This is a genomic window from Yersinia sp. Marseille-Q5920, assembly GCF_946902935.1.
Taxonomy (GTDB): domain Bacteria; phylum Pseudomonadota; class Gammaproteobacteria; order Enterobacterales; family Enterobacteriaceae; genus Yersinia; species Yersinia rochesterensis.
Genome location: NZ_CAMPQA010000011.1, coordinates 1 through 24,784, shown reverse-complemented (window position 1 = coordinate 24,784; position 24,784 = coordinate 1). Strand labels below are relative to the sequence as shown.

Here is a 24,784-nt window from a genome sequence, read left to right as displayed (position 1 = left end):
GCAGATGGCTATGGTTCAACCTAAATCCCAGCGTTTGCGTCTATGGGGCACCCATTTTCTGATGCTGTGCTTTATCGCGCTGATTATGTTCCCGCTACTGATGGTGATTACCATCTCGCTGCGGCCCGGCAACTTCGCCACCGGCAGCTTGATTCCCGATCAGATTTCTTGGGAACACTGGAAGCTGGCGCTGGGTATGAGTGTGACACACGCCGATGGCAGTGTGACACCGCCGCCGTTCCCTGTGATGCTGTGGCTATGGAATTCCATCAAGATTGCGGTTATCACCGCAATTGGGATTGTTACCCTCTCTACCACCTGTGCTTATGCCTTTGCCCGCATGCGTTTTCGCGGCAAAAGCAGCCTGTTGAAAGGGATGTTAATCTTCCAAATGTTCCCCGCGGTACTGTCTTTGGTCGCGCTATATGCTTTATTTGACCGCTTGGGACAATATCTGCCATTTATCGGGTTAAATACTCATGGCGGGGTGATTTTTGCTTATATGGGCGGGATCGCCCTGCACGTCTGGACCATCAAAGGTTATTTCGAAACCATTGATAACTCACTGGAAGAAGCCGCAGCTTTGGACGGCGCGACACCATGGCAAGCTTTCAGACTGGTGCTATTGCCGCTGTCTGTGCCGATTTTAGCCGTGGTCTTTATCCTGTCATTTATTGCCGCCATTACTGAAGTTCCGGTCGCTTCATTATTGTTGCGGGACGTGAACAGTTACACCCTGGCGGTGGGTATGCAGCAGTATTTGAATCCGCAAAACTATCTATGGGGTGATTTTGCCGCTGCCGCCGTGCTATCGGCCATTCCGATCACCGCTGTCTTCTTGCTAGCACAGCGCTGGCTGGTCGGGGGTCTCACGGCCGGTGGCGTGAAAGGTTAACGTTTTCGTACGTTTATGCCGCTGCTTGACTTGCTGTACTTTAATTCTCTGGTTCTGTGTCTTTAGGGCGGCCATCATGGCCGCCATTTTTATTCGCGTTTTAGCCGATCGGTATTGGCTAAATACAAAGTCACCACCAGCAGCAATATCGAACCGGAATAAATCAGCGTATCAATCGGATTTTCATGATCGACAATGATCAGCCGGATAATCGCAGTGATCCCGATATAAATAAAATAGCGCAATGGAAAGTGATAACCGGACTCAAAGTACTTAACAATCAACGCAATAAATTCGAAGTACAGGAAGTAAATCACAATCCCTTCAATCAGCATGTAAGAAGACGCATCCTGATTATTGACGAAGAGTACCTTTCCAAGATGAAAGGTTTCCTTTATCAGAAAGACCACCAAAATAGCGGCCAATGCAATCAACCCCACATTCAGTAAACGCTGTAGATTCTTGGCTATCCACTGTGAGCGCGAATTTTTGGCCATAAATAATCCTATTGAAAGTAGGTGAAATAATCCGGGCCGAAAAAAAGCCCCTTACATCAGTAAGGGGCTAATAAGCGCGGATCAAGGAGCTTAGCCCGTTAGCTTAACGCCAGTTCTTGAAACGGTTAATCAACGCATTGGTAGAACTGTCGTGGCTGGTCACTTCTTGGTCATCTGCCAGTTCTGGCAAAATGCGGTTCGCCAGTTGTTTACCCAGCTCTACACCCCATTGGTCAAAGGTGTAAATATTCAGGATAATCCCTTGTGTGAAGATTTTGTGCTCATACAGCGCAATCAAGGCCCCTAAGCTAAACGGCGTGATTTCGCGTAGCAAAATGGAGTTGGTTGGGCGGTTACCTTCGAACACTTTGAATGGCGCAACATGAGCCACTTGCTCCGGCGTTTTGCCCGCAGCGGCAAATTCAGCTTCAACTTCATCCAATGTTTTGCCAAAAGCCAGCGCTTCAGTTTGTGCGAAGAAGTTAGACAGCAGCTTCGCGTGGTGATCGCTCAGTGGGTTATGACTGATAGCCGGGGCGATAAAGTCACAAGGAACCAATTTAGTGCCTTGATGAATCAACTGGTAAAACGCATGTTGGCCATTGGTACCGGGTTCACCCCAGATAATCGGGCCAGTCTGGTAATCAACCGGGTTGCCATTACGGTCAACATATTTACCGTTGGATTCCATATTGCCCTGCTGGAAGTAAGCCGGGAAACGGTGCATATATTGGTCATAAGGCAGGATAGCTTCGGTTTCTGCACCAAAGAAATTGTTATACCAGATGCCAATCAATGCCAACAGAATCGGCAGGTTTTTCTCTGCTGGCGTTTCTGCAAAATGCTTATCCATGGCGTGTGCGCCACTGAGCAGTTCTTCAAAATGCTCAAAACCCACGGACAGCGCGATAGACAAGCCGATAGCCGACCACAGGGAATAACGGCCACCGACCCAATCCCAGAATTCAAACATATTGTCAGTATCAATACCAAACTCGCCGACTGCTTTGGCGTTGGTCGATAATGCTGCAAAGTGCTTGGCAACATGCTTCTCATCACTGGCGGTAGACAAGAACCAGTCACGGGCGCTATGCGCGTTGGTCATGGTTTCTTGGGTAGTGAAAGTTTTTGACGCCACCAGGAACAGCGTGGTTTCTGGGTTCAGCGGTTTCAACGTTTCAGCAATATGAGTGCCATCGACGTTAGAAACAAAATGCATATTCAGGTGATTTTTGTATGGACGCAGCGCTTCGGTCACCATGTAAGGGCCGAGGTCAGAACCACCGATACCGATATTCACTACATCGGTAATCGCTTTACCGGTATAGCCTTTCCAGTCACCACCAATCACGCGGTCACAGAACTGTTTCATTTTTGCCAGTACCGCATTCACTTCTGGCATCACATCTTTGCCATCGACCACAATTGGCGTATTGCTGCGGTTACGCAAAGCAACATGCAGTACCGCGCGATCTTCCGTGCGGTTAATTTTCTCACCAGCAAACATAGACTTAATTGCGCCCGCCAGATCAGTTTCTTTGGCCAGAGCTTGCAGTTTTTCCATGGTTTCACTGGTAATGCGGTTTTTGGAGAAATCCACCAGCATTTGATCGTCAAAAGTCGCTGAAAACTTGTTAAAACGCTGGTCGTCCTTGGCAAACAGACTGCTGATGGTGACGTCTTTCATCTGTTCAAAGTGTTGCTGTAACGCTTTCCAGGCAGCGGTTTGACTAGGATTAATATTTTTCATAGCGGCGCTCTTCTAGGCTTAAGGATTAATGAAACGAATACCCTGATTGTATCCTGTTACCCTGTGATTGAGATCTCTTTTCTTGCGATAGGTAATATCTCTCGAAACAACTTTTGATCTGCTCCCTGTTTTCTCAAAATGGCAGCCCATCTTCAGACTTTTAATCATAATCTTAAGACTTTCAATCATAGCAGCCGCTCACATTCGGGCCAGTATCCAATCAATTTAGTGATATGAGGGAACGTATTATTAAATATGAAAATACCTCATAGCCATTTCATTGACAGAAAGTGGATAACCCGTTATTTCCTTGTACAGAGAAAAATACAGCCGACTACCCGAGATGGCATCTGACACGAGGTTTTTTAGATGATTTCCGCTTCACAACGACAGGCTTCACAACAGCAGACTGATCCCCAACAGACTCGCAGCACAGCGTCCTCAACTGTCGTCGCCAAATTTGGTGGGACTAGCGTGGCTGATTTTGATGCCATGAGCCGCAGTGCTGATGTAGTTTTATCGAACCCGGATGTTCGTTTGGTGATTTTGTCGGCTTCAGCCGGGATTACCAATTTGTTGGTCGCATTGGCCGATGGTTGCGAACAGGAAACACGTGCCCTTCATTTAGATGAAATCCGCCGTATTCAATACAGTATTCTCACTAAACTTTCTGACCCCGCCGTTATCCGTGAAGAAATTGACCGCATGTTGGAGAACATTGCCATGCTGTCAGAAGCGGCTAGCCTGGCAACTTCGGCGGCACTGACGGATGAACTGGTCAGCCACGGCGAATTGATGTCGACCCTGCTATTTGTCGAACTATTACGCCAACGTCAGGTCGAGGTGGAATGGTTTGATGTGCGCAAAATCATGCGCACCAATGACCGTTTTGGCCGAGCCGAGCCGGACACCCAAGCATTGTCTGAACTGGCTCAGACCCAGTTAGCACCGCGTATTGAGCAAGCCATTATCGTCACGCAAGGTTTTATCGGCAGTGAAAGTAAAGGCCGCACCACGACTCTTGGCCGGGGTGGCAGTGATTACACCGCCGCACTGCTGGGTGAAGCGCTGAATGTTAGTCGGATTGATATCTGGACAGATGTTCCGGGGATTTACACCACCGACCCACGGGTGGTTCCGGGCGCAAAACGCATTGATAAAATCGCCTTTGAAGAAGCGGCTGAAATGGCAACTTTCGGCGCCAAAGTGTTGCATCCAGCCACCTTATTACCGGCAGTGCGCAGTGATATTCCGGTGTTTGTCGGGTCAAGCAAAGATCCTGAAGCTGGCGGCACGCTGGTGTGCAATGAAACTTATAATCCGCCATTATTCAGGGCGTTGGCACTACGCCGCAAACAAACTCTGCTGACCCTGCATAGCCTGAATATGCTGCACGCACGCGGTTTTCTGGCGGAAGTGTTTAACATTTTGGCGCGTCACAATATCTCAGTTGATTTGATAACCACCTCTGAAGTCAGTGTGGCACTAACACTGGATACGACCGGTTCGACATCAACCGGTGACAGCTTGCTGACCAGCTCGCTACTGACCGAACTCTCTTCTTTGTGCCGGGTTGAAGTGGAAGAAAACCTGGCATTGGTGGCAATTATTGGTAATAACTTGTCGCAAGCTTGCGGTGTGGGCAAAGAAGTGTTCGGCGTGCTAGACCCATTCAATATCCGCATGATTTGCTACGGAGCTAGCAGCCACAATCTGTGCTTCTTGGTACCGGGTAATGATGCAGAGAAAGTGGTACAAACGCTGCATCATAATCTCTTTGAATAATAAACTATTTCAATAACAAACAAACCGGGCGCTTTCGTCCGGTTTTCTTATCTCTAACACTGACGATTAAGGACTCTCGCCTCATGTTAGTAAAAATCACCCGGCTGTTCCCTCTCTGGGCATTACTGCTCTCAATCGCAGCCTATTTCCGCCCCACAACATTTATCGGCATTGGCCCTTATGTCGGCCCACTGCTGATGCTGATTATGTTTGCGATGGGGGTCACTCTGCGGTTGGATGATTTCAAACGGGTGTTATCACGCCCAGCACCGGTTGCGGCGGCAACTTTCCTGCATTATCTGATCATGCCGCTCACCGCCTGGATTCTGGCTATGCTGTTCCGTATGCCACCGGATTTATCTGCCGGTATGGTACTGGTGGGCAGTGTTGCCAGCGGAACAGCGTCTAATGTCATGATTTACCTGGCGAAAGGTGACGTCGCGCTCTCCGTGACTATCTCTGCGGTTTCGACCCTGGTGGGAGTGTTCGCGACCCCACTGCTGACTCGTTTATATGTTGATGCCACCATCAGCGTCGATGTGATTGGGATGCTGAAAAGTATCCTGCAAATTGTGGTTATCCCGATTACTGCGGGCTTAATTGTCCATCACTCCTTTACCAAAACCGTGAAACGCATCGAACCTTACCTACCGGCGATGTCGATGGTCTGTATCGTCGCCATCATCAGCGGCGTGGTTGCCGGTAGCCAGAGCCACATTGCCTCGGTCGGTTTCGTGGTAATTATTGCAGTTATTCTGCATAACGGAATTGGTCTGTTAAGTGGCTATTGGGGCGGGAAACTGTTTGGCTTTGATGAGTCAACCTGCCGCACATTGGCGATTGAAGTCGGCATGCAAAACTCAGGGCTGGCCGCCACTTTGGGTAAAATTTACTTCTCACCACTGGCCGCACTGCCTGGCGCACTGTTCTCTGTCTGGCATAACCTATCGGGTTCACTGCTGGCGGGTTATTGGTCAGGTAAGCCGGTAAATAAAGACAAAGAGTAATTCAGCCTATTCACCATGCCCGCTAGCAACGGGCATCTATTCCTTCCATTTTATCTTGCTGTGCCCCTCCCGTTGAAATTTAATCAATAACATCCTGTATTGACCTGAATAGAAATTAAATAATTATAAATTTCATTATTTATCTGTCTGCGAATATCAAAAAATTATTATATTTCAGTTTTTCCTGAATATAACTTAATTCCCAAGCCGCCCCGCCGTTTTTACTTATCAGGGACGGTAATAGTGCTGCCCGTAAATTTGACTCAAGGATGGAGGAGCTGAACCTATTCCGTCAGTGCTCTTCCCCACAGATATCATGATCAAAAAACGCACCGCATTATGTTTTTTATTGAGCACCGGCGCCTACGCTAATACCACTCCGGGGATGGATATTCCCTCTCCGATCAATGAATCACGCCAAAATTTACAGAACAGCAGTAATGAAATTAATCAATTAATAGAAGAGCGCCGTCAGCCTCATGCTAAACAGCCTGAAGCAGAGATAAATACGCCCAAAAATAGCGCCCCTGAATTAGAGGATAACGCACAATGCCTCCCTATCAGTGGAGTCTATGTTCAGGGCATTACCTTATTGACTTCAACAGATTTAGAGTCATTAAGCGCAATACCCGATCAATGTATCAATAGCGCACATGTCAATCTGCTGGCTCGAGAACTCACTCAACTTTATCTTAGCAGCGGCTATATTATGGCGCGTATCCGATTCATTCCCCCCGATGACGAGGGAGAACTCGGGCTGGATGTCACTGAGGGCTTTATTGAGAGTATTGAAAGTGATGATCCCGAATTAAATAGTGAAACTATTTTCCCCAATATGTTGGGTCATCCATTAAATATTAAACAACTCGATCAAAATTTAGATCAAGCTAATCGCCTCCCCTCCAACAAAATTACTGTCGACATATTACCGGGAAGTGAATCTGGCGGGTCAATTCTAAAAATCAGTAATACCCGGTCAAAACCCTGGCATCTGACAGCGTCTCTCGATAATTATGGTAATAAAAACACAGGGAAATGGCTGAGCCGAAATACATTTTCTTTCGATAATCCGTTTGGATTATCAGATTCCATCAGTTTGAATATTTCCAGCACCACTGATAACCCGCAAAAAAACTACAGCCGTGCCTATTCACTCTTTTATTCCGTACCTTATGGGGCCTTAACGCTCAGTGGTTTTGCCAGCTATTCAGAATATCTTTATCCGGTGCAATTACAATTTAATACCATCGAGCTACAAGGTAAAACCCAACAGCATGGTTTACGTTCTGATTATGTTTTCTATCGCGATCAAGACCAGATTAATGGCTTAAGTGCCCAATTGACCTATAAACAGGCCGAAAACTATTTTAATGACCAAAAAATCGCGGTCAGCAGCCCAACACTGACAATATTTGAATTAGGTGTTAACCATCTGCATATCCTGCCCACAGGCATATTCAATGTAAATCTCAGTATTGAACAGGGATTATCGTGGTTGGGTGCCGATCAGAACTTGTCAGCCAGTTATCAAGATAGCCAATTTACTAAAACCAAAGCCACCATTACCTCCAACCAATATTTCAAATTGTTCGATGACTTTTATTTGTTTAGTCATCAGTTCTATGGCCAATACACCCACGACCGCTTGCCGGGTGTTGAATGGTTGAGTGTCACCGACAGCAATGCTGTTCGCGGTTTTAGCCGCAATACCTTATCTGCGGATAAAGGTTGGTATTTACAAAATACTCTGTCGCGCAATTTCTCTCTCGGCAACACCACTATAACGCCACGGTTAGGGGCTGATATAGGTCGTATTCAGCAATCATCACAAGGCTGGAGCAGCGCCATGGGGTTGAGTGCTGGCATCAATGTTAGCTACCGCGATATCAAACTGGATATTGAAGCCAGTCGTGGTCATCTGCTGTCCGGTAAATCAGAAAATAAAGATCCGGTTCAAGTTCTGGCGCGCTTCTCTTATTCCTTTTAATTAACCGCTGCCAGTGAAATCCCGTTTTCATCAACACCAAATAATATGAAAAATGGAGAAGTAAAATGAAACAAAATAAGTTCAAGCTCTCCCCGACAGGAAAGCTGGCGGCAGCCGTCGCTATTATTTCAGTATCAGTAGCCACCTGTTATGCCGCAGGTATTGTCGGTGCGGGCGATCCCGCTCATAACCCAGGGATTAATTCAGTCAATGGGGTTACGGTTGTCAATATCGTCAAACCCTCGGCCTCCGGTTTATCCCATAACCAATATAATGAATTTAATGTTAATAACGCGGGGGCTGTACTTAATAACTCCCTCAGTTCTGGTCAATCACAACTCGCAGGGCAATTAAGTGCTAACCAGAATTTAAATGGTCAGGCGGCCAATATTATTCTGAATGAAGTAATTAGCCGTAATCCGTCATTATTATTGGGGAAGCAAGAAGTCTTTGGGATGGCAGCTGATTATATTCTGGCTAACCCCAATGGTATTACCTGTGACGGCTGCGGTTTTATTAATACGAATCGGACTTCATTGGTGGTTGGTAATCCATTAGTGGATCAGGGCAATCTACAAGGTTTTGATACCAGAAATAACACCAACCTATTGAATATTGGTAAAGGTTATGCAATTTTTGGTGGGCCACTGGATTTAATTGCGCCACGCATTAATATGCTCGGAAGCATGGATTCCAGAGATAATATCAATATTATATTGGGCCAAAATAAAGTCAGTGCGGATGGAAAAATACTCAAATCAGACGCCTATACTGGCGTCGCATATGACAGTAAAATATTTGGCAGTATGGTGGCTAACAGAATTCGTATTATTAATACTGCGGAGGGGAATGGTGTCAATATGTCGAAAGGGTATACTGGCCGTGAATCAATAGAGATTTCAACGCCTGGCAGACTTAATCTTGATGTCGATTCCGATCCTGAATTGAATTATAACCCTACTCCCGCCAGCTTAAGTGGTGAAAATATAACAATCAGCGCCGGTGATATTTTCACCTCAGGCGATATAATTGAAACCTCTTCTAATGGTTCGACGACACAAACACTCGATCGCACCAAAATTAAAGGTTCTAATATTTCTATTGTTGCCAAGAGAGATAATCACCTTGATGCCGCCATCATTGATGGTAAAAACGTTATTATGCAAGGTGATAATATTCAATTAGGTACAGAAAAAATTACTAATACTCAATCGAGTAGTTCTAAAGATGGCGCTGATGGATTTTTGGGGATAGGTAAGTGGAATAAATCTTCCAATAAAAAATCTGAACAACAAAAAAATATTGGCACCACTATCACTGCAGGGAACAACCTTTCTCTTCAATCAACTAATGGAGATATAAAACTCTCTGGAGCTTCTATTGAGGCAGGTAACAATCTCTCTATCAAAGCCAAGAAAGACTTAAAATTAGAGAGTGTGATTAATAATAATTCAATCCACGATAAAGGCCATGATTATGCACATACCATCAAAGATATAACCTGGGATAATGAAACTGACACCCAAACACTGAATAAAACCACGCTACAAGCAGGTGGCAATATGGGGCTGGCCGCAGAGGGGAAAATCAGCGCCAAGGGGATTAAGGCTGCTGCTGGCGGTGATTTATTAATCAATGCTAATGAGGTTAATATTAATGTGCAAAAAACCCGCGATCAAAAAATCTCAAACGGTAAAAATGAGCAAAACATGGGGTTGGGGGGGATAGACCATAATAATAACAATAAAAATGCAGAAGACAGCCACCGCTCAGAAATAACCGCCGACGGTAATATTCTTGTTGTGGGTAATAAAGGTGTTTCTATTACTGGCAGTAAAGTCAAAGCCAGCAAAGATGGTTATGTTCAGGCGGCAGATGGCGGAATTAAAATCGATAATGCCATCAGTACCACCACCACAAAAATTGATGAGCGCACCGGGGTTGCTTTTAATATTACGGGCAGTTCACACAAAGCCAATAATCGTGATGAAAAAGTCACCGGCAGTGAATTAGTTTCAGACACCAATCTTAAAATCATCAGCAAAGATAATGTCGATGTGATTGGTAGCTTGGTAAAAAGTGCCGGAGAACTCGGTATTGAAACCTTGGGCGAAATTAACGTCAAAGCTGCGGCAGAACAGCAGAAAATTGATGAGCAAAAGACCAAGCTGACCATCGAGGGCTTCACCAGTGATGATGGGAATAATCAGTTCCAGGCGGGTATTAAACTGGAGCATACCAGCGAAAGTGAAAAAACAGAGAGCGTTCAACACCATGGCGCAACCCTTGAGGGCGGCACAATTACGCTGGATGCAGGGAAAGACGTCACATTTACCGGTTCAAACCTGACCGCCACCCAAGGTAATGCCGAGATTAAAGGTGAAAATGTCTCATTCATCGCAGCACAGGACACCCTCAGCAGCAATAAAGAAAAAGAGACTGTCGGTGTTGATGTTCATTACGACGGCGGGATGGATAAAGCGGGCAGCGGGGCCAACGTCAGTTATGAAGACACGCAAGCTACCACAGATAAATCCACCGCCGTGGTTTCGGGTTCACAGGTCGCCGGTAACCTGAATATCAATGCCGCAAAAGATGTCACTAACCAAGGAAGTGACCATCAGGTCGATGGTTCGTACAACGTCAATGCGACCAATGTTAATAATCTCGCCGCTGAAAACAGTGAAAAAACCGTCACCAATACCACCACAGTCGATGTCGGTTATGGTGCCAATATTGCCTACGGCGAGGTCACCCGCCCGATTGAAGATATGGTAGAAAAGGCACAAGAGCTTGATTTAGGGGGCATGCTTGATGCCGCAGATGAGTTCGGTGGGCCTAACGCCGGGCTGGATGTTTACGCCAAAGGTGGAACCAAAGAGACCAGCCTCAGTAGCAACACATCCACCGGAACATCAATCAAAGGCGGCGACATTAACATCAATGCGACGGGCGCGGTCAAAGACCAAGGGACTGAATATCAAGCAGATAAGGGTTCCATCACGTTGAATGCCGCCAGCCACACTTCTGAAGCGGCGGTTAATCGAGTGGAACAGCACATCAAAGAAACCTCTGGCGGCGCTGATATTCGAATTTATACCACCACGGGTAAAGACATTACCGTTGATGGCAAAGGCAAAGGCGGATCTAAAGTTCAGCTTGTCACAGGTGAAATTGCGCAAGTTGGCAGCATGAACGCAGCAAATGGTATCAATATCAATGTTAAAGAAGATGCTATTTATCAAGGCACCAATATGGATGCAGGGGATGGCAAAATCTCGGTCAATGCGGGCGGCGATATTCGTTTTGATCAAGTCACCAACCTGACCAGTGAAAGCCATAATAACGTTGATGCTAATGCCAAAATGAATCTCGGCACCAACACCAACAGCAAAGAATTTGGTGCCGGATTAGGCGGTGGGCACAGTAAAGGCGAAAGCAGCACGTCTATTGCCCAAGTCAGCAATCTTCAAGGTCAACAAGGGGTTGAACTGAATACTGGGAAAGATCTAACACTGACGGGCACATCATTCGGCAGCAAAGAAAAGGCCACGGGTGATGTTCTGCTGGCAGCTGCTGGCAAAGTCGATATTAAAGCTGCTGAATCTCAGGGGTCAAAACAGGATATGACCTGGTCAGCCAGCGCCAATGCGGGTATCAGTAAAAGTAAAGGCACGGATAATGGCAAAGGAATTAGCGCAGGTATGCAAGTCGATGTCGCCAAAACAGACGAGTCGGCCACGAAATACCAAGGGAGCGTTATCAATAGCTCCGGGGCATTGACGGTTAAAGCAGGCAGCGCTGATAAGCAAGCCATTCACATGCAAAATACCCATATCAATAGCCAAAAAACCACTCTAACAGCAGATAAGGGCGGTATTTTGCTGGAGTCCGCTCAGGACAAAGAGCATAAGAGTAACTGGAGCTTTGGAGTAGAGGCCAATGCGCAACAAAACAGCACCTTTAATAAAGATGATAAGGGAATTGCGGATAATAAAAGTAATGAGAAAATCCATGATATCGGAGCCAAGCTTAAAGTTGACATTGATAATGTGAATGCCATAACACAGCAAAACACCCAGATAAACAGCGACAATATTAATTTGCATACCGCCAAAGATCTGATGCTGGCGGGGGCTCAGCTCAAAGCAGAGCATATTAATGGCAATGTTGGCGGTAATCTGGTCGTCGAAAGCCGTTTAGATCAGTTGCATAAAGTCAATGTCTCAACCGCGTTGGGTGCCAGTCACAGTAACGGAAAACAGGACAGTCTGAACACTCAATTGGCCGATTCCAGCCCAATCGGCTCAGACAAGGTCAAGAAAAAACTAGACACCAAATCCAACAAACTGTTCGACAAAATCAAAAAGCAATACGACCAAATATCCAGCAAATTCACCACGAAAGAAGAAGATAATGTCAAAACTCTCAGTTACACCAAAGAGGGCAAAAAAATGACCTTGGACGAATCAACAAGTGAGGAAGAAACTAAAGATAAATGGTGGCAAAAAGGCGCAAAAACCGTCGGTAACAAGGTCAAAAACAAAGTACAAAATGAGTCTGTCAAAGGTGGCAATGGCAAAGGCAAAATTGAAGTAGAAGTCGTTGAAAATGAAGCCGTTGAAGAACAATCCTCCATTAGCGGTCAAGAAACGGTTAACCTGAAAGTTGGTGGGAAAACACAACTGATTGGCGGGAAAATATCTAACCAGAACAGTGATGTAACACTGGAAACCCATGGCCTTGAGTTACAAGATATCAATGGCAAACACACTGAGGGCGGAGCCAGGATAATGGCCTCTTCCAAAGTGACCGAAATGATTGGCAGTGGACTCAGTGATTTGAAAGACGGTAAAACGCCGGTGCTTGGTGCTCATGGCGGATCTGAACAGAAAAATGCTATGGCCGGGGTGACTCGAGGCTAATATTAGCCAGATAACTCAGCAAAAGTGTGATTAAAAAAGGAGATAGCCTATACGGTTATCTCCTTTTTCTTTTCCGAATCATTAAGTTAACTATCAGTCTGCATCATAGCCCAAATTGGGTGCTAACCAGCGCTCAACGTCACTGACGGGCATCCCTTTACGGGCGGCATAATCCTCAACCTGATCCCGCTGAATCTGCGCCACAGCAAAATATTTGCTGTCCGGATGACTGAAATACCAACCCGATACTGATGCCCCCGGCCACATGGCGTAGGATTCAGTCAGTTTCATGCCGGTGTGAGTTTCCACATCCAATAGCTGCCAGATTTGGCCTTTTTCTGTATGTTCTGGGCAAGCTGGATACCCCGGTGCTGGACGAATTCCTTGATAATTTTCCCGCACTAACTCTTCATTACTCAGATTTTCATTGGGTGAAAAGCCCCAATACACTTTACGCACCCGCTCATGCAGATATTCTGCAAAAGCCTCGGCCAGCCGGTCAGACAGCGCCTTGATCATGATTTTGTTGTAATCATCATGCTGAGCATCATAAGCCTCGGCCAGCGCATCCTCTTCCAGCCCACCGGTGACCGCAAAGGCACCGTAATAATCAGCTTTACCACTGGATTTAGGTGCAATGTAATCCGCCAGACAATAGTTCGGGAAGTCAGTTTTCTCAGTTTGTTGGCGTAAATGGTGGCTAACCACCAGCACTTCATCGCGCCGCTCATCACGGTAAATTTCGATATCATCGCCAACACTGTTAGCGGGGAACAGGCCGACGACCCCTTTGGGATGCAGTAAATCTTCGGCTGACAACTTATCCAGCATCTCATTGGCATCGGCGAACAAGCGCTTAGCTTCTTCCCCAACCACTTCATCTTCCAGAATGCGCGGATACTTACCCGCCAGCGCCCAGGTCATAAAGAATGGCGTCCAGTCGATATAATTGCGCAGGGTTTCAATGCTGGCTTCCACCGCCTGAACCCCCAATTTGTGCGCCACTGGCGGAGTATAATTCGCCCAATCAATGACAGTTTGATTCGCGCGTGCGGCCTGCAAGCTGACCGGTGGTGTGCGCGGCTTCTTACGCGCATGCTGAATACGCACAGTTTCATATTCTTTGCGTGTTTTTGCTATAAAATCATCGCGTTGCGTATCAGATAACAGCGCTGAAACCACCCCGACGCTGCGTGAGGCGTTAGACACATAGGTAGTGGAGCCGCTGTAATTTTGCTCGATTTTAACTGCGGTATGCGCTTTGGAGGTGGTCGCCCCCCCAATCAGTAACGGTAAATTAAAGCCCTGGCGCTCCATCTCTTTGGCGACGTTCACCATCTCATCCAATGACGGCGTAATCAGACCAGACAAACCAATAATATCGACCTTTTCTTCCCGCGCGGTACGCAGAATTTTTTCGGTCGGCACCATCACGCCTAAGTCAATGATTTCATAGTTATTACATTGCAATACTACGCCAACAATGTTTTTGCCGATGTCATGCACATCGCCTTTGACCGTCGCCAACAGGATCTTACCGTTGGTGGTGCCTTTCTGTTTGCTGGCTTCAATATAAGGTTCGAGATAGGCGACCGCTTGTTTCATCACTCGCGCGGATTTTACCACCTGCGGCAGGAACATTTTCCCCTCGCCGAACAAGTCGCCCACCACATTCATCCCCGCCATCAGCGGCCCTTCAATAACCTCAATTGGCCGCTCGGCCTGCTGGCGGGCTTCTTCCGTGTCCAGCTCGATAAACTCGGTAATCCCTTTAACCAGCGAATATTCCAGCCGTTTTCCCACCGCCCAACCGCGCCACTCGGCTTGCTGAATGGCGACTTCACCACTTTTACTGCTGCGGTATTTTTCCGCCAAATCCAACAAACGCTCAGTGCTGTCGCTGCGGCGATTAAGAATGACATCCTCAACCGCATCACGCAGTTCATCCGACAGGTCGTCATAGATAGCCAACTGCCCGGCATTGACGATACCCATATCCATGCCATTACGAATGGCGTAATAAAGGAATACCGCGTGAATAGCTTCACGCACCGGATCATTGCCACGGAAAGAGAATGAAACATTGGAAACACCGCCTGAAATCATCGCGTGCGGCAGTTCGGCTTTGATATCAGCACAAGCTTCAATAAAGTCGACCGCATAGTTGTTATGTTCTTCAATCCCGGTCGCGACAGCAAAAATATTCGGGTCAAAAATAATATCTTCCGGCGGGAAACCAACAGTTTCAGTCAGAATTTTATAAGCTCGACGGCAAATTTCGATTTTACGCTCACGGGTATCGGCCTGCCCGGTTTCATCGAACGCCATCACCACCATCGCCGCGCCATAGCGGCGCACTAATTTGGCGTGATGGATAAAGGCGTCCTCGCCCTCTTTCATCGAAATGGAGTTAACAATCCCTTTGCCCTGAATACATTTCAGGCCTTTTTCGATGACATCCCACTTCGAGGAGTCAATCATAATCGGCACCCGAGCAATATCAGGTTCACCGGCAATCAGATTAAGGAAGCGCACCATAGCGGCTTCGGCATCCAGCATGCCCTCATCCATATTGATGTCGATGATTTGTGCGCCACTTTCAACCTGCTGGCGGGCAACATCCAGTGCTTCGTCGTACTTTTCTTCTTTTATCAACCGCTTGAAACGGGCCGAGCCAGTAACGTTAGTCCGCTCGCCGACGTTAACAAACAGCGTATTCGCATCAATCGTCAGCGGTTCCAGCCCCGCTAAACGGCACGCGACCGGGATATCCGGCAACGGCCGCGGTGCCACGCCAGCGACAGCTTTGACCATCGCGGCGATGTGTCGAGGTGTCGTCCCGCAGCATCCACCGACAATATTCAAAAATCCTGCCCGCGCCCACTCGCCAATCTGCTCGGCCATCTCTTTGGCTTCCAGATCATATTCACCAAAGGCATTTGGCAAACCAGCATTCGGGTGCGCACTGACATAATATTCAGAGATACGCGATAACTCCGCGACATATTGACGCAACTCATCTGGCCCCAGAGCACAGTTTAGGCCAAAAGAAAGCGGCTTCACGTGGCGCAGAGAATTATAAAAAGCTTCGGTGGTTTGGCCGGATAAAGTCCGGCCCGAAGCATCGGTAATGGTGCCGGAAATCATCACCGGCAACAGCACCCCCATAGCTTCAAATTCAGATTCAACCGCAAAAGTGGCCGCTTTGGCATTCAGGGTATCGAAAACCGTTTCAATCATAATCAGGTCAGCACCGCCCTCAATCAGGGCGCGGGTCGACTCACGATAAGCTTCAACCAACTGATCAAAACTGACATTACGGAATGCAGGGTCATTCACTTTAGGCGAGATAGAGGCGGTGCGGTTGGTCGGCCCCAGCACCCCGGCGACATAGCGGGGTTTTTCGGGCGTGCGGGCAGTCCATTCATCCGCGCAGATTCGGGCCAGACGAGTAGCTTCATAGTTAATTTCAGCTGACAGTGACTCCATCTGATAATCCGCCATGGCGATGGTGGTGGAGTTAAAGGTATTGGTTTCGAGAATATCAGCGCCGGCTTCAAGATAGGCATTGTGAATGGCAATGATGACTTCGGGCTTGGAAAGCACCAATAAGTCATTGTTTCCTTTCAGATCACTGGGCCAATCAGCAAAACGCGCGCCCCGGTAATCCTCCTCTTCCAGCCGATAGCTCTGGATCATAGTCCCCATACCACCATCCAGCACTAAAATCCGCTGTGCTAATTGCTGGTGTAATTCCTTAACCTTATTATTCGTAACTGTATCCACCACTGTCGCCTCTTTACCCTGTTGCCTTGCCATTATCCGATGCATCTTTTGTTGTTTATTTGTATCAGATATGCTGAAAAATCCATTTGCTACAAAAATAAGCCATTTAACAGACCGCCAGTCATCCTAGCACAAGTTGTCAATGTAATGAGTCCAGTCACAGTTGAGACTTTTTCAGGTAGAAAGCCATACTCATCGGATGAGCATTTTTGACTGTTTGCATGCATAATTGAAAAACGAAAATGAATTCCATAATAATAGATAAGAGGCTGATTTATGGCGCTACCTATTTCGATCAAACGGGGAAAGAAACCCAAGGCAGCCGCGCAAACTACCCCTGCGGCGACAGGTCAGGTTCAATCATTGACTCGTGGACTTAAATTACTGGAATATATTTCCGAATCGCAAGGAAGTGTCGCGCTAACAGATTTAGCCCAACAGGCAGGTTTACCTAACTCAACCACCCATCGCCTGTTAACTACCATGCAACAGCAAGGTTTTGTCCGTCAAGTGGGTGATTTAGGCCTTTGGACCATGGGCGCACATGCCTTTATTGTTGGCAGCAGCTTTTTGCAAAGCCGCAATTTGCTGGCTATGGTTCACCCGATGTTGCGCCGTTTAATGGATGAATCCGGTGAAACCGTGAACTTGGCGGTACTGGATCACAGTGACTATCAAGCCATTATTATCGACCAAGTGCAATGTACCGCACTGATGCGTATGTCAGCGCCGATTGGCGGTAAGCTGCCCATGCATGCATCTGGGGCGGGCAAAGCTTTTCTCTCCACCCTGTCAGACGAGCAACTGGTGCAGCTTTTACATAAGAAAGGGCTGCATGCCTATACTCAACACACCCGCACCAGTCCAGCCAGTCTGAAAGAAAATTTGGCCCTGATCCGCAAGCAAGGTTATTCATTTGACGACGAAGAACATGCTCTCGGCCTGCGCTGCATCGCCGCCTGCCTGTTCGACGAACACCACGAAGCCTTTGCCGCAATTTCCATCTCCGGCCCAGTATCGCGCATTACCGACGATCGCGTCACAGAACTTGGCGCGCTGGTTATTCATGCCGCAAAAGAAATTACTCAATCTTATGGTGGTGGGAGTCGCGGTTAAGGAAATATTCCCCCCGAATCAAGGCGTAGCGAGCTAAGTCAATCTGAGTGCGCCCAGCGCAGAGTGCCCCGGAGTGTACATGCAGCGCCATCTCAGAGTGACAACGCGCAGTCGCCGTTAATTTAAAACCCTTTGGGAGAAGCGCTGCTTCCGCCGATAGGCAAAAACATCCTCCACATGCCCGTCTTTAATACGCTGCTGCAACCCTCGCCAATAGCTGGCGTGGAACAAGTCACTGTGCGTTTCCTCAAAAAAGTGCCGCACTTTCCGGTCACTGCACAAGAAATGACGAAATTCTTCTGGGAATACATCATTGGGTGACACGCTATACCACGGCTCGCTGGCCATCTCATCTTCCGGATAGCGCGGGGGCGGAATATCGCGGAAATTCACCTCCGTCATATAGCAAATTTCATCATAATCGTAGAACACTACGCGCCCATGGCGGGTTACGCCGAAGTTCTTAAACAGCATATCACCGGGGAAAATATTCGCCGCTGCCAGTTGCTTGATAGCATTGCCGTATTCTTCAATCGCATCCTTCAATTGCTGATCATTTGCCTGCTCCATATAGAGATTCAATGGCGTCATCCGCCGCTCCATATACAGGTGCTTAATAATGATTTGGTCGCCTAAATCTTCCAGTTTCTCCGGCACTTCCTTCTGCAACTCCGCCAGCAGTTCAGCACTGATACGATGCTTATCAATCACGAAATTCTCATACTCTTGGGTATCGGCCATTCGCCCTACCCGGTCATGATCTTTAACCAATTGATAGCATTCTAAAACTCGCGCCTGACTGACCTCTTTTTGCGGCGCAAACTCATCTTTAATCACCTTAAACACCCGATCAAATGACGGCAGGGTAAACACCAACATCACCATGCCTTTGACCCCTGGCGCGATAATAAATTGCTCGTTAGATTGATGAACAAAGGTGAGATATTCACGGTAACTTTCGGTTTTACCGTGCTTTTGACAGCCAATCGCCATATACAATTCAGCGGTCGATTTGCCCGGTAATATTTCCCGTAGCCATTCCACCATCGCCGCGGGCAATGGCGCATACACCATAAAATAAGAGCGGGCGAAGCCGAACACGATACTGGCCTCTGCCTTGCTGGTTAGGCAGGTATCGATAAATAGCGCGCCTGATTCATTGTGATGGATAGGCAACAGGAATGGATAGACCCCATCCGCTAGCCGCATTTTCCCCACCAACCAGGCAGCTTTATTGCGATAAAACAGTTCATTAGCAATTTGAAAGCGGGCACCCGCGAGTTGCTCATCAGTAAAATTTTGCCGCAGGGCCGCCACGATATAGCCAATATCGCGCGGCAGATCTTCCCACGGCAAACGCAGCGGTAAATCACTGAGCATCAGCTGCAACATGCCGCTTAAATTGCCCTGAGGAGCAAACTCGCGCGCTAATGGGCGGGGGATTTCCCGAAAGCGCTGCTCGGGTTGTGAGCTGAACACAAACAATTTATCTGGCGTTAAATCTCGGTGTTTGAACAACCGGCAATAGACTGAATTAAAAAAACTTTCGGCGATTTCGAAGCGCGGATAATCCGGCAGCAACTCGGTGTAAATCTCTTTTACTCGAGTCAGAAAATCCACATCAAAACAGCGCTGGTCAGTGATATGTTTCAATTGCTCGACCACCAGACCCACATGGTGGTCATACAGATGAATACGCTTTTTCATCGCCTGTTGTACAGCATGCCACTCTGCTTGTTCAAAGCGATGCTGAGCGCCAGCAGTGACCTCCAGAAATCGGCCATATTGCGCATCGAACCCCTGCAAAATTGTCTGAGCGATTAAGTGTTCCAGTTTTACCGCCATGATAACCCCCCAGCCCTACGGAACAGAGCCTGCATATGCAGGCTCATGATAAAAAACACTTTTATTCAAACCGCGGGTTAAAATTGCTGTTCTTCCGTCGAGCCAGTCAATGCCGTCACGGAGGATTCGCCGCCCTGAATGATATTGGTGACTTTATCAAAGTAGCCGGTGCCCACTTCTTGTTGATGAGATGCAAAAGTATAGCCGCGCTCAACAGCGGCAAATTCTGGCTGCTGAACCTTCTCAACATAATGCTTCATACCCTCGCCCTGTGCATAAGCATGGGCCAGGTCGAACATGTTGAACCACATGCTGTGGATGCCCGCGAGGGTAATAAACTGGTATTTGTAACCCATGGCAGACAGGTCATCTTGGAAGCTGGCAATCTGCTGGTCAGTCAGGTTCTTTTTCCAGTTAAATGACGGCGAACAGTTGTAAGCTAATAACTTACCAGGGAATTGTGCATGAATCGCATCGGCAAAACGTTTAGCCAGCGCTAGGTCGGGGGTTGAAGTTTCACACCACACCAAATCGGCATAAGGGGCATAGGCCAGACCGCGGCTGATGGCTTGTTCAATACCGGCATGGGTGCGGAAGAATCCTTCGGCGGTGCGATCGCCACTAATAAATTCGCTATCATGCGGGTCACAATCAGAGGTCAGCAGGTCAGCAGCATCGGCATCAGTACGGGCGATCAGCAGAGTTGGCACCCCCAGCACGTCCGCAGCCAGCCGGGCGGCGACCAACTTTTGAATTGCTTCTTGCGTCGGCACCAAAACTTTACCGCCCATATGGCCGCATTTCTTCACCGCCGCCAGTTGATCTTCGAAATGCACACCGGCGGCCCCTGCCTCAATCATGGCTTTCATCAGTTCAAACGCGTTCAACACACCGCCAAAACCGGCCTCGGCATCAGCCACAATCGGTAGGAAATAGTCGGTATAACCTTTGCTACCCGGCTCAATATTATTCGACCACTGAATCTGATCTGCGCGGCGGAAGCTGTTATTGATACGTTTAACCACCGCCGGCACCGAGTCCACCGGGTACAGTGATTGGTCCGGATACATGCTTGATGCAGTGTTAGCATCAGCCGCGACTTGCCAGCCCGACAGATAAATCGCCTCGACCCCCGCTTTCGCTTGCTGCAAGGCCTGACCACCGGTCAACGCGCCCAAACAGTTGATATAATCTTTACGCGATTTGCCGTGCAACAATTCCCATAATCTTTTCGCACCGTGCTGCGCCAAGGTGCACTCAGGATTCACTGAACCGCGTAATTTAATCACCTCTTCGGCACTATATGGGCGAATAATGCCCTGCCAGCGCGGTGATTTCCATTCCTGTTCCAATTGCTGAATTTGTTGAGTACGAGAGGTAGTCATAGCGATATTCCTTATTATTCAATTTTGTAGGGTTATGCCAACAGCGCGTAGCCAGGCAGGGTCAGGAAGTCGATAAGCTCGTCTTGTGTTGTAATTCGCTCCATCAGACGCGCAGCTTCTTCAAACCGCCCGCCATCGAAGCGCTCTGCGCCAAGTTCAAGCTTCACTACCTGCATTTCTTCACTCAACATGTTACGGAACAGCTCTTTCGTCACCGTCTGACCATTACTCAGGCTTTTCTGATGATGTATCCATTGCCAGATAGAAGTGCGGGAAATCTCAGCCGTTGCGGCATCTTCCATCAGGCCATAAATCGGCACGCAACCATTACCCGATATCCATGCTTCAATGTATTGCACCGCCACCCGGATATTGGCGCGCATCCCTTCTTCCGTGCGTTCACCACTACATGGCTCCAGCAACTCAGCGGCGGTGATCGGTTTATCCTGCTCGCGGCTAACCTCTAATTGATTTGGTCGTGCCCCTAATACTTTGTTGAAAACTTCCATCACGGTATCAGCCAAACCTGGGTGCGCGACCCAAGTACCGTCATGACCATTGCTGGCTTCTAACTCTTTGTCAGCACGGACTTTATTCAACACTAACGCATTCTTTACTGGGTCTTTATCCGGAATAAATGCCGCCATGCCGCCCATTGCTAAAGCTCCGCGCTTATGACAGGTTTTGATCAGTAAACGGGAATACGCGCTGAGGAAAGGCTTAGTCATGGTGACTGATTGGCGGTCTGGCAACACACGGTCGCCGTGGTTTTTCAGTGTTTTGATATAGCTGAAGATATAGTCCCAGCGGCCACAATTGAGGCCCACAATGTGGTGGCGCAGGTGGTAGAGAATCTCATCCATCTGAAACACTGCAGGTAATGTCTCAATTAATACCGTGGCTTTAATGGTGCCTTGCGGTAAGTCGAAACGCTGCTCGGTAAAGGTGAAAACATCACTCCACCACGCAGCCTCTTGATAAGATTGCATTTTCGGCAAATAAAAATAAGGCCCGCTGCCATTGGCCAGGAGTTGCTTATAGTTATGGTAGAAATACAACGCAAAGTCGAACAGGCTGCCAGGAATAGCTTCACCCTGATATTTCACATGTTTTTCTGGCAAATGCAGGCCGCGAACTCGCGCAATCAGTACCGCTGGGTTGGGTTTGAGCTGATAAATTTTACCGGATTCATTTGTATAGGAAATTGTCCCTTTAACCGCATCGTGCAGGTTAATCTGGCCATCAATCACTTTGTCCCAGCTTGGTGCCAATGAATCTTCAAAATCGGCCATAAAGACTTTCACATTGGCATTGAGGGCATTAATCACCATTTTCCGCTCAACTGGCCCGGTAATCTCAACGCGGCGATCACGTAAATCAGTAGGAATCCCTTGGATTTTCCAGTCATCATCACGAATGGAATTAGTTTCCGAAATAAAATCCGGCAACGCTCCCTGATCGATATCTTTCTGCCAGGATGCCCGTACTGCAAGGAGTTCGTTACGTGGCTGAGCGAATTTCACCACCAATTCTGTTAAGAATTCGATAGCTTCATCCGGCAAAACCTGACGTTCCGCCGCATTAAAATGCTGTGTGAAAACTAACTCCGTGCCGACTAACTGTTGTGTCATTTCCCTTCCCCTTCCCAATCTCACAACTTTCACACCAACGCTAATACAGCGTCACTCTTGGATTTGTATCGGATGATGCATTCCAACCGGAAATTGAAGGCTAGATTTTATGGTTACTTTTCATCCCGACAGGACTAAGAATAATCAATTAATTTAGAAAATCAAAAACGATTTCCATTTTTATTTAAAATAATTTTTTAATCTTTTATTATCATACTGTTAACAAGATGATTAATATTAAACAGATAGGAACCAGATTCCATTAACGGATTTTTCACGCGATAACTTATTGTTTTATAAAGAGATCAGACCAGTTTGGGTGGGATTAATGGTGCTTATTAGAACAATAAATACAAAGGCGGCCTCGATTCAGCCGCCTTTATTGACATTTAGAGAAGGGAAAAATTAGTCGAGGGTAGGATTCATATGACGCAAATCAAATGGTGTGATTTGGTAAACGTAGTAGTTCAGCCAGTTAGCAAACAACAGGTGCCCGTGGCTACGCCAAGATGCTTTTGGGGATAATGAAGCATCGTCATTAGGGAAATAATTGAGGGGAATTTGTGGGTTAAGGCCCGCGGCCAGATCTCGTTGATATTCACCTGCCAAGGTATCGACATCATACTCAGGATGGCCTGTTACGAAAGCAACCCGCTTATCTTTACTGGCAAATAGATAGGCACCAGCTTCTTCCGATGAGACCAGAATATCTAAATCAGTGTATTGCTGTAGCACCTCAACGGGGAAATCTGCATAACGGGAATGAGGGGCCAGGAATGTCTCATCAAAGCCGCGCGTAAGTAGCGCCTGGGGTTTATCTGTTTGATGTGGGTAAATGCCTGAGAGCTTGGTCTCACGCGTCATTTTAGGGATACCATATAAGATATTTAATGCCGCCTGTACCGCCCAACACACAAATAAGGTCGAGGTCACATGATCTTTTGCCCATGCAATAATGCGCTCAATTTGCGGCCAATAAGCCACATCACAAAAATCAACTAAACCTAGCGGAGCGCCGGTCACAATCAACCCATCAAAATTTTGCTCTTGAATGTCTTCAAAGTCGCAATAGAAGTTGTTTAGATGCTCGGCTGGCGTGTTTTTTGACTCACGGCTATCAATACGCAGCAATTGGATATCGACCTGTAAGGGCGAGTTAGAGAGTAAACGCAGGAATTGATTTTCCGTCTCAATTTTTTTAGGCATTAGATTCAAAACCAACACCTTCAGGGGACGAATTTCCTGAGTTTTTGCGCGCGATGAGGTCATGACAAAGACATTCTCATTACGCAAGAAACTCACCGCAGGTAATTCATCAGGAACCCGAATTGGCATGCCATATCCTCAATATATCCATTTATACGTTTAGACTTCTAGATGCCTGAAGATAGCCGCTTTTTGATAAAAAGTCGAGTAATCTGCGACAACCTGAAAATGTTTCATTGCTGAAATTTCAACATATGCAGTATAGCAAACGGCAGGTATTCATTTTATATATGGCAGAAACGCAAAAATCCTCTGTAACAACAGAAGGATCGGTCATAACTATCAATATGATTTTTAATGAATTATAGGAAAGTAACTGATATTAAGATGATAAAACACTGCGAGTATGGGCTACTGACTCTCTATCAAAAGATAGAAGTATAGATATTAACGGGATAGCAGAAACGCAAAAACCCCACGCTTTTGGCATGGGGTCTTTACTTTATTTGATACCTGGCAGTGTCCTACTCTCGCATGGGGAGACCCCACACTACCATCGGCGCTACGGCGTTTCACTTCTGAGTTCGGCATGGAGTCAGGTGGGACCACCGCGCTATTGCCGCCAGGTAAATTCTTTTCTACAACTACCGAACTTTAACCCATGTAACTGGTGCTGATACCCAGAGTCGAACTGGGGACCTCACCCTTACCAAGGGTGCGCTCTACCAACTGAGCCATATCAGCACGCTAAATTTGATGCCTGGCAGTGTCCTACTCTCGCATGGGGAGACCCCACACTACCATCGGCGCTACGGCGTTTCACTTCTGAGTTCGGCATGGAATCAGGTGGGTCCACCGCGCTATGGCCGCCAGGCAAATTCTGTTTCAATTAACCCGCTATGCAATATCACACAGCCAGCCAATCCAATCTCGGAACTTCGCTGAAAATCTTAATTTCTCTCAAATCAC

13 protein-coding genes, 1 tRNA gene and 2 rRNA genes are annotated in these 24,784 nt (G+C 47.3%); 6 read left to right on the top strand and 10 right to left on the bottom strand.

What is annotated here, in order from left to right:
• The first annotated feature begins 4 nt into the window (after positions 1 to 4).
• A complete protein-coding gene (malG, locus tag OVO64_RS15345) occupies positions 5 to 895 on the top strand; it encodes a maltose ABC transporter permease MalG (protein WP_038638499.1) in 891 nt (296 codons plus the stop codon).
• An 89-nt stretch (positions 896 to 984) separates the two neighbouring features.
• Here the strand turns inward: malG and psiE are convergent, their stop codons facing one another.
• Both psiE and pgi read right to left on the bottom strand, forming a co-directional pair.
• Entirely contained in the window at positions 985 to 1,392 is a 408-nt protein-coding gene (psiE, locus tag OVO64_RS15340; protein ID WP_004391867.1) for a phosphate-starvation-inducible protein PsiE, read from the bottom strand.
• Between the two features lie 103 nt (positions 1,393 to 1,495).
• Entirely contained in the window at positions 1,496 to 3,142 is a 1,647-nt protein-coding gene (pgi, locus tag OVO64_RS15335; protein ID WP_050292228.1) for a glucose-6-phosphate isomerase, read from the bottom strand.
• A gap of 369 nt (positions 3,143 to 3,511) precedes the next feature.
• Between pgi and lysC the strand changes: the two genes are divergently transcribed.
• From lysC to OVO64_RS15315, 4 genes are all read left to right on the top strand, one after another.
• On the top strand, positions 3,512 to 4,927 hold the full coding sequence (gene lysC, locus OVO64_RS15330; protein ID WP_038638493.1) for a lysine-sensitive aspartokinase 3: 1,416 nt from the start codon (positions 3,512 to 3,514) through the stop codon (positions 4,925 to 4,927).
• An 83-nt stretch (positions 4,928 to 5,010) separates the two neighbouring features.
• Positions 5,011 to 5,934, top strand: a complete 924-nt coding sequence (gene panS, locus OVO64_RS15325; RefSeq protein ID WP_038638490.1) for a ketopantoate/pantoate/pantothenate transporter PanS — start codon at positions 5,011 to 5,013, stop codon at positions 5,932 to 5,934.
• A 316-nt stretch (positions 5,935 to 6,250) separates the two neighbouring features.
• Positions 6,251 to 7,921, top strand: coding sequence for a ShlB/FhaC/HecB family hemolysin secretion/activation protein (locus tag OVO64_RS15320; protein ID WP_038640003.1), 1,671 nt, complete (start codon positions 6,251 to 6,253; stop codon positions 7,919 to 7,921).
• Positions 7,922 to 7,986: 65 nt separating this feature from the next.
• Positions 7,987 to 12,846 (top strand): hemagglutinin repeat-containing protein, encoded by a 4,860-nt coding sequence (locus OVO64_RS15315; protein WP_267248878.1) that lies wholly within the window; start codon positions 7,987 to 7,989, stop codon positions 12,844 to 12,846.
• Between the two features lie 93 nt (positions 12,847 to 12,939).
• Here OVO64_RS15315 and metH read toward each other — a convergent pair whose 3' ends face one another.
• On the bottom strand, positions 12,940 to 16,635 hold the full coding sequence (metH, locus tag OVO64_RS15310) for a methionine synthase (RefSeq protein ID WP_145509391.1): 3,696 nt from the start codon (positions 16,633 to 16,635) through the stop codon (positions 12,940 to 12,942).
• Positions 16,636 to 16,908: 273 nt separating this feature from the next.
• Here metH and iclR point away from each other — a divergent pair, with 273 nt between their 5' ends.
• Positions 16,909 to 17,748 carry a glyoxylate bypass operon transcriptional repressor IclR gene (gene iclR / locus OVO64_RS15305; protein WP_038638485.1) on the top strand — a complete coding sequence of 280 codons (840 nt, stop codon included), beginning with the start codon at positions 16,909 to 16,911 and terminating at the stop codon, positions 17,746 to 17,748.
• Positions 17,749 to 17,865: 117 nt separating this feature from the next.
• Here the strand turns inward: iclR and aceK are convergent, their stop codons facing one another.
• The 7 genes from aceK to rrf (OVO64_RS15270) all read right to left on the bottom strand — a co-directional run bounded on the left by aceK (position 17,866) and on the right by rrf (OVO64_RS15270) (position 24,689).
• Complete coding sequence (gene aceK, locus OVO64_RS15300; RefSeq protein ID WP_145586009.1) at positions 17,866 to 19,593, bottom strand: bifunctional isocitrate dehydrogenase kinase/phosphatase; 1,728 nt, start codon at positions 19,591 to 19,593, stop codon at positions 17,866 to 17,868.
• 77 nt (positions 19,594 to 19,670) lie between these two features.
• A complete protein-coding gene (aceA, locus tag OVO64_RS15295; protein ID WP_038638480.1) occupies positions 19,671 to 20,978 on the bottom strand; it encodes an isocitrate lyase in 1,308 nt (435 codons plus the stop codon).
• Between the two features lie 32 nt (positions 20,979 to 21,010).
• Complete coding sequence (aceB, locus tag OVO64_RS15290) at positions 21,011 to 22,609, bottom strand: malate synthase A (protein ID WP_038638477.1); 1,599 nt, start codon at positions 22,607 to 22,609, stop codon at positions 21,011 to 21,013.
• Between the two features lie 405 nt (positions 22,610 to 23,014).
• On the bottom strand, positions 23,015 to 23,944 hold the full coding sequence (gene metA / locus OVO64_RS15285) for a homoserine O-acetyltransferase MetA (RefSeq protein WP_038638473.1): 930 nt from the start codon (positions 23,942 to 23,944) through the stop codon (positions 23,015 to 23,017).
• Positions 23,945 to 24,326: 382 nt separating this feature from the next.
• A 5S ribosomal RNA gene (gene rrf / locus OVO64_RS15280) occupies positions 24,327 to 24,442 on the bottom strand.
• A 41-nt stretch (positions 24,443 to 24,483) separates the two neighbouring features.
• Positions 24,484 to 24,559 (bottom strand) — tRNA-Thr (locus OVO64_RS15275).
• A 14-nt stretch (positions 24,560 to 24,573) separates the two neighbouring features.
• Positions 24,574 to 24,689 (bottom strand): 5S ribosomal RNA (gene rrf, locus OVO64_RS15270).
• Positions 24,690 to 24,784: the final 95 nt, after the last annotated feature.

Excerpts from the sequence above, each read along its gene's own strand:
- aceB (WP_038638477.1), bottom strand. The coding sequence starts at position 22,609 with ATGACACAACAGTTAGTCGGCACGGAGTTAGTTTTCACACAGCATTTT.
- malG (WP_038638499.1), top strand. The coding sequence starts at position 5 with ATGGCTATGGTTCAACCTAAATCCCAGCGTTTGCGTCTATGGGGCACC.
- metA (WP_038638473.1), bottom strand. The coding sequence starts at position 23,944 with ATGCCAATTCGGGTTCCTGATGAATTACCTGCGGTGAGTTTCTTGCGT.
- panS (WP_038638490.1), top strand. The coding sequence starts at position 5,011 with ATGTTAGTAAAAATCACCCGGCTGTTCCCTCTCTGGGCATTACTGCTC.
- OVO64_RS15315 (WP_267248878.1), top strand. The coding sequence starts at position 7,987 with ATGAAACAAAATAAGTTCAAGCTCTCCCCGACAGGAAAGCTGGCGGCA.
- psiE (WP_004391867.1), bottom strand. The coding sequence starts at position 1,392 with ATGGCCAAAAATTCGCGCTCACAGTGGATAGCCAAGAATCTACAGCGT.
- aceA (WP_038638480.1), bottom strand. The coding sequence starts at position 20,978 with ATGACTACCTCTCGTACTCAACAAATTCAGCAATTGGAACAGGAATGG.
- pgi (WP_050292228.1), bottom strand. The coding sequence starts at position 3,142 with ATGAAAAATATTAATCCTAGTCAAACCGCTGCCTGGAAAGCGTTACAG.
- iclR (WP_038638485.1), top strand. The coding sequence starts at position 16,909 with ATGGCGCTACCTATTTCGATCAAACGGGGAAAGAAACCCAAGGCAGCC.
- lysC (WP_038638493.1), top strand. The coding sequence starts at position 3,512 with ATGATTTCCGCTTCACAACGACAGGCTTCACAACAGCAGACTGATCCC.
- aceK (WP_145586009.1), bottom strand. The coding sequence starts at position 19,593 with ATGGCGGTAAAACTGGAACACTTAATCGCTCAGACAATTTTGCAGGGG.
- OVO64_RS15320 (WP_038640003.1), top strand. The coding sequence starts at position 6,251 with ATGATCAAAAAACGCACCGCATTATGTTTTTTATTGAGCACCGGCGCC.